The organism is Marivirga lumbricoides (genome assembly GCF_014636295.1).
In the GTDB taxonomy this organism is placed as follows: domain Bacteria; phylum Bacteroidota; class Bacteroidia; order Cytophagales; family Cyclobacteriaceae; genus Marivirga; species Marivirga lumbricoides.
Genome location: NZ_BMEC01000005.1, coordinates 284,289 through 299,358 on the forward strand (window position 1 = coordinate 284,289; position 15,070 = coordinate 299,358).

At 37.6% G+C, this 15,070-nt stretch carries 13 protein-coding genes; all 13 read right to left on the minus strand.

Going from position 1 to position 15,070, the window contains the following annotated elements; translation table 11 throughout:
* Positions 1-5 precede the first annotated feature (5 nt).
* Positions 6-1,058: a hypothetical protein gene (locus tag IEV85_RS09680; RefSeq protein ID WP_188462723.1), complete on the minus strand. Its 1,053-nt coding sequence runs from the start codon at positions 1,056-1,058 to the stop codon at positions 6-8.
* Positions 1,059-1,209: 151 nt separating this feature from the next.
* Positions 1,210-2,226 carry a FecR family protein gene (locus IEV85_RS09685; protein WP_188462725.1) on the minus strand — a complete coding sequence of 339 codons (1,017 nt, stop codon included), beginning with the start codon at positions 2,224-2,226 and terminating at the stop codon, positions 1,210-1,212.
* Between the two features lie 215 nt (positions 2,227-2,441).
* Positions 2,442-3,005, minus strand: a complete 564-nt coding sequence (locus tag IEV85_RS09690) for an RNA polymerase sigma factor (RefSeq protein ID WP_188462726.1) — start codon at positions 3,003-3,005, stop codon at positions 2,442-2,444.
* A gap of 180 nt (positions 3,006-3,185) precedes the next feature.
* Complete coding sequence (locus IEV85_RS09695; RefSeq protein WP_188462728.1) at positions 3,186-3,560, minus strand: GTPase; 375 nt, start codon at positions 3,558-3,560, stop codon at positions 3,186-3,188.
* Positions 3,561-3,836: 276 nt separating this feature from the next.
* Positions 3,837-5,285: a SusD/RagB family nutrient-binding outer membrane lipoprotein gene (locus IEV85_RS09700; RefSeq protein ID WP_188462730.1), complete on the minus strand. Its 1,449-nt coding sequence runs from the start codon at positions 5,283-5,285 to the stop codon at positions 3,837-3,839.
* A gap of 10 nt (positions 5,286-5,295) precedes the next feature.
* Positions 5,296-8,511, minus strand: coding sequence for a SusC/RagA family TonB-linked outer membrane protein (locus tag IEV85_RS09705; protein WP_188462732.1), 3,216 nt, complete (start codon positions 8,509-8,511; stop codon positions 5,296-5,298).
* Positions 8,508-9,485, minus strand: a complete 978-nt coding sequence (locus IEV85_RS09710) for a radical SAM protein (RefSeq protein ID WP_188462734.1) — start codon at positions 9,483-9,485, stop codon at positions 8,508-8,510. Before IEV85_RS09710 ends, IEV85_RS09705 begins: the two co-directional genes overlap by 4 nt.
* A 4-nt stretch (positions 9,486-9,489) precedes the next feature.
* Positions 9,490-10,479 carry a phosphotransferase gene (locus IEV85_RS09715; RefSeq protein WP_188462736.1) on the minus strand — a complete coding sequence of 330 codons (990 nt, stop codon included), beginning with the start codon at positions 10,477-10,479 and terminating at the stop codon, positions 9,490-9,492.
* Between the two features lie 47 nt (positions 10,480-10,526).
* Positions 10,527-11,441 carry a nucleoside hydrolase gene (locus IEV85_RS09720; RefSeq protein WP_188462738.1) on the minus strand — a complete coding sequence of 305 codons (915 nt, stop codon included), beginning with the start codon at positions 11,439-11,441 and terminating at the stop codon, positions 10,527-10,529.
* Between the two features lie 6 nt (positions 11,442-11,447).
* Entirely contained in the window at positions 11,448-12,224 is a 777-nt protein-coding gene (locus IEV85_RS09725; RefSeq protein WP_188462740.1) for an ABC transporter ATP-binding protein, read from the minus strand.
* On the minus strand, positions 12,224-12,997 hold the full coding sequence (locus IEV85_RS09730) for an ABC transporter permease subunit (protein ID WP_188462742.1): 774 nt from the start codon (positions 12,995-12,997) through the stop codon (positions 12,224-12,226). Before IEV85_RS09730 ends, IEV85_RS09725 begins: the two co-directional genes overlap by 1 nt.
* Entirely contained in the window at positions 12,987-13,841 is an 855-nt protein-coding gene (locus tag IEV85_RS09735; RefSeq protein ID WP_188462744.1) for an ABC transporter permease, read from the minus strand. The genes IEV85_RS09730 and IEV85_RS09735 overlap by 11 nt, the downstream gene beginning before the upstream one ends.
* Entirely contained in the window at positions 13,842-15,065 is a 1,224-nt protein-coding gene (locus tag IEV85_RS09740) for an ABC transporter substrate-binding protein (RefSeq protein WP_188462746.1), read from the minus strand. It abuts the gene before it with no gap.
* Positions 15,066-15,070: the final 5 nt, after the last annotated feature.

Here is a 15,070-nt window from a genome sequence, read left to right on the forward strand (position 1 = left end):
GAATTCTATTTTTTGTCTTTTTTCAGTTTTCTATTAATTCCCAGAACTATTGAAATTCTCTGATTATAAATCAGATTATTGTTAATGAGGTTAAATTTTGATCCTATATACCAATTATGTCTTTGGTTAAGCGTGAAATTCCTCCCCAGCATTAAATAGGGTATACTCACATTTTCAGGAGTTAAATCTTTCGTTGATTTGTTTTCACTTTTAATGATCTGAAGACCTGGCCGTAGGAAGATTTTCTTGAATAGGCTGAATTCAGTAAAAATATTGAAAGTGTTGAAAGGTTTTTTCATAATTAGTAAAGTGTCAGTAGAAACCTTGGTTTGTGTTCTTATTCCATAAGAAAAGCCCAAACTAATATTTTCACTGTAGGCCCACCTTAAGCCAAGAGCATTTTCAGTAAGCAGGGCTTGCGGGTTTACCACATCAATAAATGCAAAAGCCGAAAAATAGTGATACCATTTTTCCAAATCCGAGCTTTTAAAATATTGGCTGAAAGCAGAATTTCTTTCCTTTTTAAGATGAAGAACCTTCTCATTTACTTTTTTGACTGCATTCAGGTTTTTTCTATCAATATGTACTGCTTTTATAGGATTTACAGACTTCTGAAAGTCTTTTTCAAGATCAAGTTCTCTTACTTCTAAATTTCCTTTCTCTAAAGAGGATACATCCATGTTTTTCTCTAAATCAGATTTTAATTCACTCGCAAGATGATCTGCTTCTGATTTTAGGTTTTCTTTAATACCAGTAGTTGCAGGCTTTTCAATAGTTAATGAATTCGCTGGAAATTGATAGGATTTTATAGTATCAGGATTATTGAATGCATTCTTATTAGCATTCTCAAGAGGTACTTTTTTGAAATCAGTAACAGTGAGGGGTGTTGTTTCAGGTAAATTGGTGGTGGTTATACAGTTTTTGTTAATGCAAACTATTAAATGATAATGAGAGAAAGTGGGCGGACTATGATCGCCTTTAACTGTTATTTCCTGAGCAAACGTATTGAAAACATTAATGAAGAGCAGAATTGATAATATAAGTAAATTTCTCACCATAAGGTACTTGGTTGCACGGCACAAGTATATAGGTTTATGTGTAAATTATCAATATTTTTTTTTAATTAAATTACAATTAATCAATTTTTTCTACAATAGTAGTGCTCTAAATGGTTTAAAACTTACATTGTATAATGTTCTTTGATTTTAATTATTCACACTCCATTTCAAGGATGAATTTACCTGCATCTTGCTTGCGATTTAGGCTAAATTTCTTTTCCAGGAGCAGGAATACAGTGTCAAGTGTTTCATTTTCAATGGTACAGGAAACTAAACACGCTTCACCACTTTTAACTTGTATTTCAGCGCCATACCATCTTTCCAGTTTTTTGGCAACAACCTTTAGCCTCTCTTTTTCAATCACTAACTTCCCCTCTTTCCAGGAGCTTTCTTTTAAGAGGTTGGCAGGGGAGACCTTTGTTTTCTGTGTATTTTTGTAAAAACTTAATTGATCGCCTTCTTTTAAGGTTAATTCCGGCTTATCTAATGCGTTATTTTGCCTGAAAAAAACTTTGCCTGAAACCACTGTAATTATAGCATTTTCATCTTCTGAATAGTTTTGGACATTGAAGGCTGCTTTGTTCGACTTGATGATGATATTATTTGTACGCACTTCAAATTCTCCATCTGCCGCATCATTTACATCAAAAAAAGCTTCGCCTGTAAAAGTAACTATTTTGTCAGTTCCTGTTTCAAAATGTTTTCTATGTGTTAAAGTGCTACCTCCGTTCAGCCAAACCTTAGAGCCATCAGGCAAAATAATCTGTAATTTTAAGCCATTCTTCACTTGATAACTTTCGTATTGCCTTTGTTGATGATACCAATCCTGCAAAATATATACTGTAACAAAAAGAAGTGCTACAGCGGCAATTATTTTTATAAATGAATTAAAATTCCAAATCTTTAAAATAGTATTACTTTTCCGGATAGAGTTTTTGTACCCCATCCTCATCTTTTCGATTTCACTTTCTGAAAGATAAGTAGGCTTAAATTCCATCAATAATACCAGTTCCCTGGCTTCCTCTATATAGCTTCTTCTTTCAGGGTTTTCTATGAGCCATGCTTGCCAATAAGAATTATTTTCCTCGTTGGGAGAGAGTACCCACTGCTGAAAGTTTTCATCTGCAGCGAAATCGTTTTCATTAAAATCGGAATAATCTATTTTCATTTGTATGCTTTCTATAGAATAAAGCACATTTTGCTCTGTTTCTCATCACTCTTTTGGAGAATAATTTCTTTGAAACCAGATGTTAAATTGTAAAATACTGTAAATCAATTAATTAATATGTTTCCTCGCTTGAATAAGTTTGAGTGAAATACCAGGAGAAGTAATATTTTTCGGAATAGTAAAGTGAATGAGAAATGTAGGCTATTGAATTGGAATTACCATAAGGTTTTGTTAGACTTAAGGAGTAATGATAACGTTTGCATAGCGCGACAAACAAGATTATAGACAGAATTTACGTTCATGTCCATTATTACACTTATTTCAACGTATGTCAGGTGATTGAAAAACTTGTGGTATAAAACTTCCCTCTGCCTGTTGCTTAAAAGATCCAGTGCTATTCTCAATTGTTCTTTTCTATCCTGAGAGAGTTGGTTATTGATCAGCTGGAACTCATGGGAAAAGGCTATTTCGAAATCGTAATTTTCAGGAATGAAATCCTGACGTAATTTACTTTCCTTATTCACTTCTTTAACAATAGACCTTTGCAAAGACCTCATCAGGTAAAACTTAATGTTGTAGGTTTCACCTATTGTTTGGCGATTCTCCCATAAATAAATGAATAGATTTTGGATGCAATCTTCAACAAGTGCTTTATTTTTAGAGATTCTATAACCGTAGCTATAAAGCAACCTCACATGCTTGTCAAAAATCACATCTAACGCAGAAGAATCACCAGCTCTCAGTCTATTCCATAAGTCGAAATCTTGCAAGTTGTTCATTAAAGTTGTATTATTTCATGCATATTAGTAATTTAAATGCATAAATAAAACTTTTTATGATAAAATATTTATACGGACAACTTATTTAATATGAAAAATTACAGATAGAAAAGTACATATTTAAGTAGTTAGAAAACGCAAATCAATTATCTGTACTATATTTATATTATTCAAGAATGCTCATTGTGCACCAGCGGCTAAGTCTAGCTTTTGACTGATCAGCTCTTTCAAACTCTTTAAGTCCAGACTATTCATTGTTTCCACATCAATCCAGACTGAAATATTTCCTTCTTCTTCCATAAAAATAGCAGGGAGTTCGTCTTCTCGCTTATATTGTTCTTCCCACTCATCCTTATGCAAAAAACTCATCTCAACAGGAATAGTCTCTTTAAACTCAGCCCAGTCTTTATTAATGGAGAAAGTATCGTGCGTTATTGCGCAGAGGTTACATTCATAGGTTTGAGGAGATAAAAGTTTATGCATTATATCCATATAACCAGCCCACGCTCCTGAATTGGCATTATAAACGAAAATTAATTTTTTATCTTTTATCATTGTATTGATTTTAAAAGACCTGCGGGATTTTAATGCCTCACAGGTCTGCTTGTTGTTCTGTTAATTACCTTTTTATCAGGTGATTAGATGTTATTTCCTTTCTCACCAGGCATTACATCTTTGATTTGTAACTGTAGCTTAATTTATTAATTCCCAATTCCCAATTAACCAATTCCTAATTCCCAATTAACTAATTCCTAATCCCTAATTAACCAATTAACCAATTCCCTAATTAACCAACTCCCAATTAACCAACTCCTAATTATTATTTAAAAATTAGTCCTTCTCCCACCAACCTTTACTGTTAATATTGTCGCCACCAATTCTATTAACCGCTTCTTGGTAATTTTCTGCATTAGTAGCCTGTTCTGATTCAGGATAAAGATAGCGCACAGGGTATCTTCCATCATTTACAGCATCGGGCCCGGCTTTAATGGTCGGAATGCCTGTTCTTCTTATGTTAAACCAGGCCTCATGACCTATGTTGATAAGGCTGATCCATTTTTGGGTCATAATTTTAGTAAGGTTGTTATTTCCATCTAAGGCAACAGACGGTCTGCTGAAATAGCCTTCAGGAACCTCAACTTCATAGTAATTAAAGCTCGCTTTTACAGCGTTTTCATAATATTGCTGAGCGGATCCGATTGTAATAAAATTCTTCTCCCGCGCTTCTGCTAATGCAAACTGTACTTCTGCATACTGCATAAATTGGGCGTCTGCGCCATCAGGTACATCTCTAAAAATGGAACCTACTATTGATAGGTCATCGACTCCCAGACCTTGCTGTTGAACCGTTTCGTTAGTCTGACCGTTCCTGATCCCTCTGTAGTAGATGCTATCTTTAGCTAAAGCTTTTGCAACAGGCTGATACAGCACCCCAATTCGTGGATCGTTCCATAAGCTAAGTACTGAATCTGCTGTTTGGCTCATTACATGCTCTACTAAACCTCCTACAGTGGATAGAAAAAATGGAAATTGATTAGGGGCTGTTGCCAGATAAGGTAAAATGGCATTGTCCTCGTTAGATCGCATGAGTTTGCCGGAATTGGCCAGGGCTTCCAGCTCGGAGAAATCAGTTAGTCTTTTACTAATCCGCATCAGATACCTAACCCTTAATGAGTTGGCGAAACGTACCCATTTATCCAGGTCATTGTTGAACATCACATCACCCACAATTACCTGATTGGTGCTTTCTAAAGTGGTGGCAGATCTTTTCAGTACGGCAAGTATTCCTATTTCCGGATCTGTATAAATGCTTTCCTGTGTATCATATTTTGGTTTTTCAAAGCCTTCTGTTAATCGATTGGCTTCACTGTAGGGTACATCATTCCATAAATCAGTCATTTGTGAAAATAGGAAGCATTTCATGATATCTCCCACGGCAACATAGGCTTCATTAGAAGAAGGTGAAGCTTTCATCGATTCTATGTCAGTAACCAATCCGTTTAAAACACCCCAATACGTTGCATTGGAGCCAATGATATATCTATCAAAGAAACCAAAATCTATAGCAGCAACAAATTGTGCAAAGTAATTGGACTGATCAAATCCCTGGTAATAGGTATTTTGATCAGCAGCCACTGAGATAATATTGGTGAGCAGAAATTGAGGCTCAACATTTTCCGGGGAGTTAGGGTTTTCATTAATCTCCTCAAAATTGTCTGTACATGCTGCAAGTAGAATAGCACTCAAAAGCAGACCGAATGTATATTTAAATAGTTGCATCTTTTCTTATTTAAAATTGTGTTTTAATACTGAAGCCGAAACTTCTGGTAGAAGGGTAGGACATATCATCCACACCGTACACTATATTTCTACCCTGTGAGGCATTAAGCTCAGGATCAACATGGGGATTTTCAGTAAAGAGTAGTAAGTTACTGCCTATAAAGCCTAATTTTATACTCTGAAAGCCAATGCGCTCACATAGTCCCTTACTTAGGTTATAGTATAAGCTCAACTGCCTCAGCTTGATGTAAGAAGCATCATAAATAGAGCTCTCTTCGTTTCCTCGTGAAAAAATCCCGTTATAGTAGGAGTTAGCTGAAACTCTTGTGGTATTTTCAACATAATTTGGGTTTTCTGCTGTACCAATATTTACTATTCCATCTCCAATAATGCCTTCCTCACGACCTACCAGGGTTTCTTTCAAAACACCGGAAGTACTTCCCAGCGACCTGGTTCTGGAAGCAATAATTCCTCCATATCTAAAATCAAAAAGCACATTCATTACGATCTGTTTGTACGAAAACTCATTGTTTAGTCCTACTGTGAAGTCAGGATTGTAATTACCGAGCAATCTCAACGTGCCATCAGTTACTGGCGCACCATTCCCATCATACACAGTTCTTCCATCCACTTTTTTGAAGCCGGTACCATACATATCTCCTACAAGACCATCTTTTTTAGCAATATAAAACAGGGAGTTTGACCCTCCTGATCCCCCAAAAAAATCAGCACTGCCTGTTACAAATTGATCTACGCCCTCTGGCAATTCCACCACCTTGCTTCGGTAGATGGAATAATTTGCTGAAGCTTTCCATTTGAAGTCTGACTTATTAATGATTAAGCCGCTAATAGAAGCTTCCAACCCTCTGGTTTGTACTTTTCCTCCATTTTCCAGTTTGTTAGCAAACCCTGTAGAAAGGGAAATAGGTCTTCCAATAATCTGATCAATACTCGTGTTTTGATAGACTGTAATATCAGTTTGAATTCTATCATTTAATAGCCAGATTTCTGCTCCTGCTTCGTAAGCATTTAGTCTTTCCGGTCTTAAATTCAAATTTTTAAGTGTTCTTTGATTGGTTACCCTGAGCTTATCTCCATAACTTTGATTGAAAGCGAAAGTATTGAGGAGCTGGTAGGGTTCTGTATCGTTCCCTACACTTGCAGCACTAAGCCTTAACTTCATAAAGGTAAATGCATCAGGAAGTGATACCATATTAGACAAAATGTAGCTCAATCCTGCTGAATAATAGGCAAAAGAATTATTGTCTGCCGGCAAGGTGCTACTCCAGTCATTGCGGAGTGTCAAATCAAAATAGAGTGTATTTCTAAAACCAATGTTCCCGAATGCATACACACTGTTGATGCGTTTTTCATAGATTTCGTTGTTTCCTACTAAGGGTGCATTTGTGTTAGCCAGTGTATAAATATTAGGAAGCGCTAGTTGAGTGGCTTCTGTAAATTTGTACTTTATAGATTGATCGAACCTATTAGCACCTAGCGAAATGTCATAAGTGAAATCATCATTTATTCTGTCGGTATAGGAAAGCAGAAAATCGGTATTCATTTCATTATATATCACCTGATCTTCTCTGTAGCTTCCTGTGGGGTTAGCATTGGTACTCAAAGCCCTGCGAAAAGCACGATTATCAGTGTAAATATCAGCCCCTGTTCTCACACTTAACCGCAGTTTATCAGTAAGGTCATAATTGACAGAGGCATTCCCTAGTATCCTGTTTTTATCGAAACTGTTAGTATTTTCAAACAGCGTTAAGTAGGGGTTATTTACCCAGGCATAATTATAATTAAACTGAGTCAAACCTTCTTGCCCGGCCTGCCAATAATTCTTCAATGGTTCAAAATCAGTTTGTCGCTGTGTCCAGTTAAATCCATACATCACATTTTCATAGCCATATCCTAAATTCGGCCTGTTTTTGCTACGTGTATTAATATAGTTAAGGTAAGTGTTTACACTTAGTTTATCCGTTAATTGCTGATCCAGGCTAATAGCAACACCATCTCTGTTGAGATCTGTGTTTGGTAGAATTCCTTCGTTTCTCAAATTGCTATAGGCCAATCTGATATTGCCTTTATCTCCTACAGAATTTACAGCGATGTTATGTTGGGAGGTAATTCCCGTTTCAAAGAAGTTGCGGATATTGTCAGGTCGGGATACCCATGGTGTGGCGGTAATGTCATTCAATGTGCCGTCAGCTCTGGTTCTGGCGATTACATCTCCACCTCTTACAGGATTGCCATTAATATCAGTAGAAGGCCCGTCAAATTGTTTAATCAAAGTGCCTTGATCCAATCTCGGTCCATAACTGTAAATACCAGCAGTTCCATCTAAAGCACCCAAACCTGTATTAAATTCAAAATCCCCAATTCCACCTCCATACTCATTCTGGTATTCCGGCAGTGTTAAGAGAGTTTCAAAAGTTAGCGTACTACTGGTTGTAATTCCTAAGCCTTTATGCGCTTTTCCTCTCTTTGTTGTAATTAAAACTACTCCATTAGCAGCTCTTGACCCATAAAGTGCAGCAGAGCCTGCCCCTTTAAGTATAGAAATTGAGGCAATATTATCAGGGTCAATTTCTGCTCCCCCGTTGCCATAATCTACTTCCTGTAAAGAGCCATTATTTACTAAATCACTTGTGATTTGCTCATTGCTAATAGGTACTCCATCCACAACAAATAATGGTTGGTTGGTACCAGTGAGTGAATTTTCACCTCTGATGATAATTCTGGAGGAAGAGCCCACGCCTGATGATCCGTTGGTGACCTGTACTCCGGCTACCTGGCCTGCTAAACTGTTGACCATATTGGTCATGGGTACATCAGTGAGCTGCCTGCTATCAACTTTTGCTATAGAAGAGGAGAGCGATTGCTTTTCTCTTTCTATTCCCAGCGCTGTTACTACAACTTCATTGAGTTGCTGAAGGTCCTGTTCTAACTGAACATCTAAAATTGAGCGCTGCCCTACATTTATTTCCTGAGTTTTCATGCCAATAAATGAAAATACTAAAATGGTATTTTCGGAGGGCACGGAAATCTTGTATTCACCATCAATTGAACTATTAGTCCCTTTGTTGGTGTCTTTTATTTGCACATTTACTCCCGGCAGTGGCTCACCCGATTGTGCATCGGTTATTTTACCACTAATGGTCTGCTCCTGCGCTACGGCTGCAAAAAGCACCAATTGTAATAATGATAGTAAAATTATCTTCATCTGGTTATTGTATTGTTTTGATTGTTCATATTGATTCCATTGGCTTTTTGAGTAGCCATGTCATAATGTTTGGTGAAAAACTCATCACACCAGAGACATACATTTTTTAATTCCTTCGCCCTTTTTCTGCCATATTCTTCAGAGATGCCTATGCTTTCTCCAATCGCATAGATATTGCCCTGATTGAGCTTCTTCATGATCTCATGCTTACTCATTTTTTGCACTATGTCTGCTATTTTTTCTTTTCGCGCATCACCCATTGGCGTTACCGTTCCAGGGCAGCAGGGATTTACTTTCCACAGCTGAATAGATAATTCCTGAATAATATCTTCCTTCGGTGGTTCCATAAATCCAATCGCACCCGAATGAATGGCACAGAAATTATGTTCACCATCTTGTTTCCATATATTATGTTCCATCGCTCGTCCTCTAGCCCAGTTGCCTCCCAACCACATCTCTTCATTGGCACCAAAAAAACTATAGGTCAAATTTGTCTTTCTTTTTAAGGCTTCAGTTTTGGAGGTTGTAGGCTGACCAGCTTTCAAAGAAATACCTTGTGATTCGAACAATTCCGCTAATGCATCCTTTCTTTCTCCTTGTTTTTTATGGTATCTGTCAATACTGGCGATAGAAAAATGATTCACTCCCAGCTTCATCAATTTTTGCAATATCTCTACTGTTAACAAGTCGCCATTGAACTGAAGTGCTACATTAATATTTCCGGAATATTTTACTTGTACTGCTTCCAGAATGGAGTAGAGGAGTTGCTTTTCTGCTAAGGGTTCGCCTCCACTTAAGATCAATTTTTGCAGGCCATTTGGTAAATTTTCTACGATGGCCAGGCAGTCATCCTTGGAAATTCTTTCTCCCTTTGGTCCGGAATTGTTGTAGCAATGGATACATTGGTCATTGCAGAGCTGTGTAAAAGCCCAGTATATCTGGTAGTAGTCAGTATAGTCTTTTGATTCATTCATCCTGTTAATATTTGGTGATTATCATTGCCGCTCTTTCTACCAATGCTTCTCTTTTTTGCAAAGAGAGGCTTAAAGGTAATTGAGCAAGTCCCAGAATTCTTCTGAGTATTTCAACTGACATGTATTTCATCATCACAATATCATCGAAAGGGGCTTTTTCTTTATAGAGATCCATTGCCATTTTAATAAAGTTGTGGGGTTGCTCTGCCATATATAAATGCGCTAAACAAACTCCTATTTCAAACTCAGGAATACCAAAATAGCAGAACTCAGGGTCAATAATCTTTAGTCCGGAGGTGGTTTTAAGCCAGCTTCCGGGAAAGTAATCGCCATGCAATAGATGTTTTCCGTCAGCCAGGTACTTATCTCCCAATTCACTTACAGCAGCCTTTAACTCAGCATCAAGCTTCACTTTTCTTCCCACAGTAGCTAAACCCGGTAAAATATCTTCCAGGTTGATACCATTATTTTCCTCATAAGGAAATTTAAAGATATGCTCATGATTCAATGCGCGCATGTCCTTATTATGAATAGGCTCCTGAACATTTTCAATAGTAAATGACGTATGAAGATCAGCCATAAAATAGATGATCTCCTTCAATTCTGACTCAGAAATGACCTTACCTTCCTTGTAGAGAAAAGTATAGTCACTACTTTCGCCCAGGTCTTCCATAAGCATTATATGGTTTTCCTCATCCACTTTTAAAATGTCGGGCGTTTTGCTATTTAAGCCCTCGTTGTTTTTAACAATTTGGTAAAACTCGGCTTCACGCAAAACCCTTTGACCCGGAGCAGCCACCTGAGGATATTTTTCAACATAGTCTCTGCTTTGTTTGAGAATAAATGTGCGGGAATTGGTGATTACACGTAAGGTGAAATTCATGTTGCCTTCTCCCGGCTTTTCTACGTTCTGCACTTTTTCATCTGAAGATAGAAATGAAATTTCTGTCAGGTATTTTTCTATTATTTCTTTTTCAGCTTTTAGAGTAATCATGGTTTTTATTTGTTTGAGGTTGATTTTGTAGTTTTACTATTAGGTGGTTATAGTAGGCTTTTGATTAGCTTTTCATGATAATCAGCAACCACATCATAACAATAATTGATAGGGTAGCCAGCTCCTTTATCGCAAAGCAGGTATTGTTTAAATACCATTTTGTCATTTTCCGGGATCATATCATTCTGATGGATTTCAAGTCTGGTATTTAAAGGTTCAACTTTTAAATCTTCAGGGGCTATAATATAGTGGCTGGCCAGAACATCAAAAGGATTAAAGCCTTCTGCTCCCTGCTTAATCCATTGCTCAAGCCAGGGCTTCGATGCTTCAGCTAACCATTCATTTACCGGATCGCCATTTTTTAATCTTTTTAGGTCTGCATCCTTAAGCCATACTTTATTCGAAATTTCAAAAGGACAAAGTGTCACTTTAATTTTTGCCTCGAACATAATTCTGAAAGCGTTATTATCCAAGTCAAAATTCAGGTCCGGAGCGTGGTTTCCCTGGGTGCCGATTTCAAAATAATCAGTAGCCTTCCTTCTTCCGGCCACTAGTACAACATCTTCAATTTGCGGGGCTAATTCAGGATATTTGAGCAAAAGAATTCCAACATTAGTAGCCGGGCCAATGGCCATAATGATCAGTTTTTCTTTTTTGAGGGCTGCGGCAAGTGCCTCCACGGCTTCATTGGTTTCAATATTTGCAAGCACCAGAGCTTCTCCTGCGCCTTTGTAAACAGGTATTTTTCCTCCTGCAAATTCCTTACTCATTTTCTGAGATAGTGCATATGCATTTTCAATACTGGTGTTTCCAAAAACAGCACTTATTCCTTTTATATTGATGTTGTGGGCTTTCATTAATTGTAATACGGCATAGCCATCGTCCACATCGCAATAGCCTTCTCTGGCATGTCTTTTCATTCCTACCGAGAGGTCAGTATCTATCCACACTTGCTTGATCATATCTGTTTATTCAGTTTCGTTTTTAATTTTTACTTCTTCATTCATCGGCTCATTTTCTTTCTTTGTATTTAAACTATCCCAGAAAGAAATTTCATTTTGTACACCTGTCATGGGGTCGTTGATGAAGGAATCCCGATCCTTATAAACTTTGAGGTTCCCTTTTTCCATGTAACCAATTTCATCGCCCATCAAAATAGCTTCTTTTAAATCGTGCGTTACAAACAGAGAAGTGATGCTGAATTCTTCAGCCAATTTTTTAAATAGCAATTGCATTCTGGTTCTTGTACCTGCATCAAGGCTGCCAAATGGTTCATCCAGTAATAAAAGTGAAGGATTGGTGATGATAGCTCTTCCAAATGAAACACGCTGCCTTTGCCCGCCGGAAAGTTGATGCGGCATCTTGTCAGCTTGCCCCTCCAGTTCCAGCCGCTGAATCATGGTGTTCACTTTTTCAGCGATTATATTTTTATCTACCTTCTTTATTCTCAATCCGAAAGCTATATTTTCAAATACTGTTAAATGGGGAAATAATAAATCTTCCTGATAGAGGTAAACTATCCCTCTTTTTTCAGGAGCTTGTTCATTAATGCGGAGGCTGTTTAACAAAATATCGCCTGAATCCGGAGACTCAAGCCCTGCAATAATTTTTAGCATGGTGGTTTTGCCGCAGCCGGACTTTCCCAGAATGCTCAGGGTTTTATGTGCTTCCAGGGTGAAGTTGAGCAAGCTGATAACCTGCTCTTTATGAAATGCTTTTTTAATATTTTTTACCTCAAGAAACATCAAATTAGTTTATTAAATACATATTTTTTATTGATATAAAGCAGTAAGACAGGTGGGAAAATAAGCAGGCAACAGCTTAACGCCCCAAAGAAAAAGTTTGATTCTTTGATGAAAAGAAATACTTTAATAGTTAAAGTCTGTACTTTTCCTACTCCAATAATTGATGTGAGTCCATACTCAAACCAGGAAATAAGGAAGGTTTGAAAGAAACAGATCAAAAGCATGCCACCAGCCATTGGAAATAGCACCTTACTGAAGCTCTGCCATTGGGAACCTCCCAGGGTACTTACTAAATTTTCAAAGCTTTTAGTTCGGTTTCCCCAAAAGCTGCTAAAAAATATAAGGGCATAAGGAAAAGCTATCATAAATTGTGCAAGCACTACACCTGTTGCTGTGCCAAATAGACCGATCTTAAGGAAAAAATAGCTTAAGCATGCACCAAATACTACAGGAGCAAGTATGTAGGGAAAGTAGGTGAGCAATGTTAGCGTATGCTTTTTGGAGTGATAGGATACCGTTCTGCTCAATATAAACCCACTCAAGGTAGAAATAGTAGCTACTGAAAGTGAAATGATTATAGAAAGGGTTAAACTTCCTAAAAGACCGTTTTCTGAACCTACAACCATTTGCCAGTTTCGGCTACCAAAGTAGGAGGGAAGCAGGTTAGGAAATTGCCAATCTGAAGCAAAGGAGAGTAGCACTAAATAGACAAATGGAAATATGATGAGTATTACCAGCAGTGATAATATGTAGGGTTTCCAACTAAGCTTCATGTGCTATTCTTTTTCTTTTGCTAAATAAGATAACAGCAGCCACAGAAACTGTGACAGTATAAATTACTGCAGCTACATACCCTTCTGAAATTTTACTTAAATCATATTGCTTCAATTCTCTGATGATCAATACTGAGAGCATTTGTGGTGACTCCTGTCCCAGAATAAGAGGTATTTCATAAGCACCTAATAAGAAAATGAAATATAACACGATTAGTACCCAGGTCTTATGTAATATTACCGGCAAGCTGATTCTCCAAAGCACCTGGTTTGGCTTCGCTCCCAATGAAGCTGATAATTCTGAAAGCTCCTGGATGCGCTCATTTTTATATACATTTAAAAATAACAGGAGAAAGAAGGGAACTACCACTGTTATAAAAGTGATGATGATGCCAATGGCCATCTGGTCATTTACCAGATCAGGGAAGAAACGTGCTTCTTGTATCCAGCCAAACTGGTAAGCAATTCTGGAGAAAAAGCCACTTTTGGAAAGTAGCTGATAGGTGAAAAAAGCTGCAACCACCCCCGGAATAGCGAGTGGTAAATAAATGATGTAGGAAAGAAATTTTTTATCAAGCTCCTTTCGAAACTTCAAGGTAAGCCAGAGTGCTGTGCTTACTGAAATAATTACTGATAGGGCTGCAATGAGCGCACTATAGGCAAATGACTTGAAAAATTCCCCTGAGGTAATTACTGTTTCCCAGAACTGAGTAGTGAATCCTGTATTTACTACGCCTACTATACCAAAACTGTAGAGCAGCGCATAAATAAAGGCAGCAGCAAAAGGTACTACTCCTACAAGGATAAAAAATGCAATCGATATGGTGCTTCTTTTCCTTTTCAATTATTTCTCGATTACCTCGGTTCTAAACTCTTCATACAGCCTGATCATGTATTCAGGAGCTGGTTCGGGAATATCTTTTCCATCTAAATCAGCCATTTTAACGCCATATTTTCTATCGGGCACAGATTCAAACTTTTCTTTCCAATCTTTAGGTAGTTTCTCTACAGTTAGGATGGTATTGGCATTCATTCCTTCAGGATCCATCTTTTTAAATTGCGCTTCAGGGCTAAGCAGAAAATTGATTACCTGAAGTGCACCTGCTTTATTGCCTGAGTTATAAGGTATACCTAAATAATTAGCATTGCGAATAGTTCCGTTGTCCCACGCATAAACTCTTGTGCTGGTAGGGAAGAGGCCCTGCAGGACTTTATCTTCTATACCTCCTTCTCCATATCCGTAACCTAACCATAGTTCACCATTAGCAAACATCTGATCCATTTTGGTAGCTTCTTTAGGAAATGTTGTCCCTTGCTTCCAGAAGTAGGGCTTTATTCTATTGATGTAATCCCATAGCTGATCAGAGAGTTTTTCATATTTTTCCTCTGAAAAAGGCCCGTTAAGCCCTTTTGGAGAGCCACTAATTTCTGCCAAAAAACATTTTAGCAAGGTCATGCCGGAAAAATCATTTGAAATAGTGAAGGTTCCAGGATGCTCTTTTACGTAGGCTTCCAGCTCTTGCAGGTTTTTAGGTGGATAGGCTACCTTGGCCGAGTCATACACCATGGCAAACTGACTGATACTCCAGGGTGCTTCCATACCATTTACAGGTTGCTGAAAATCAGTTTCAATGTAAGGGTCATTAAAATCAATGTATTCTGAATTGGGCAGTTTTTTCACAAATGGACCCCAAAGTCCCTTAATCTGGTTTAACTGGAAAAATGTTTCTCCATTTATCCATACAATATCTACCTGGCCTCTGTTTACATCAGCCTGTTTTTCGCTCATGATCAACTGCACTATTTCTGCACCTTGTCCCCCGGAAATTTTAAGGTCAATGTTGTATTTTTCTTTTACTGATGGTACCACATAATTATTAATATAATTATTGATTTCAGGGCTTCCCTGCCACATCATAAAATTAACTGTTGTGCCTGCGGTACTATCAGTTATTTCTTCCCAGGATTGTGCTAAAAGGTCTGGTTGATCTTCGGAAGTATTGTTCTGGCAACTCGAAAAAGCACATAAAGCCACTATAAATGGCACTAAAAAATTCAATTTTAACATAGTAT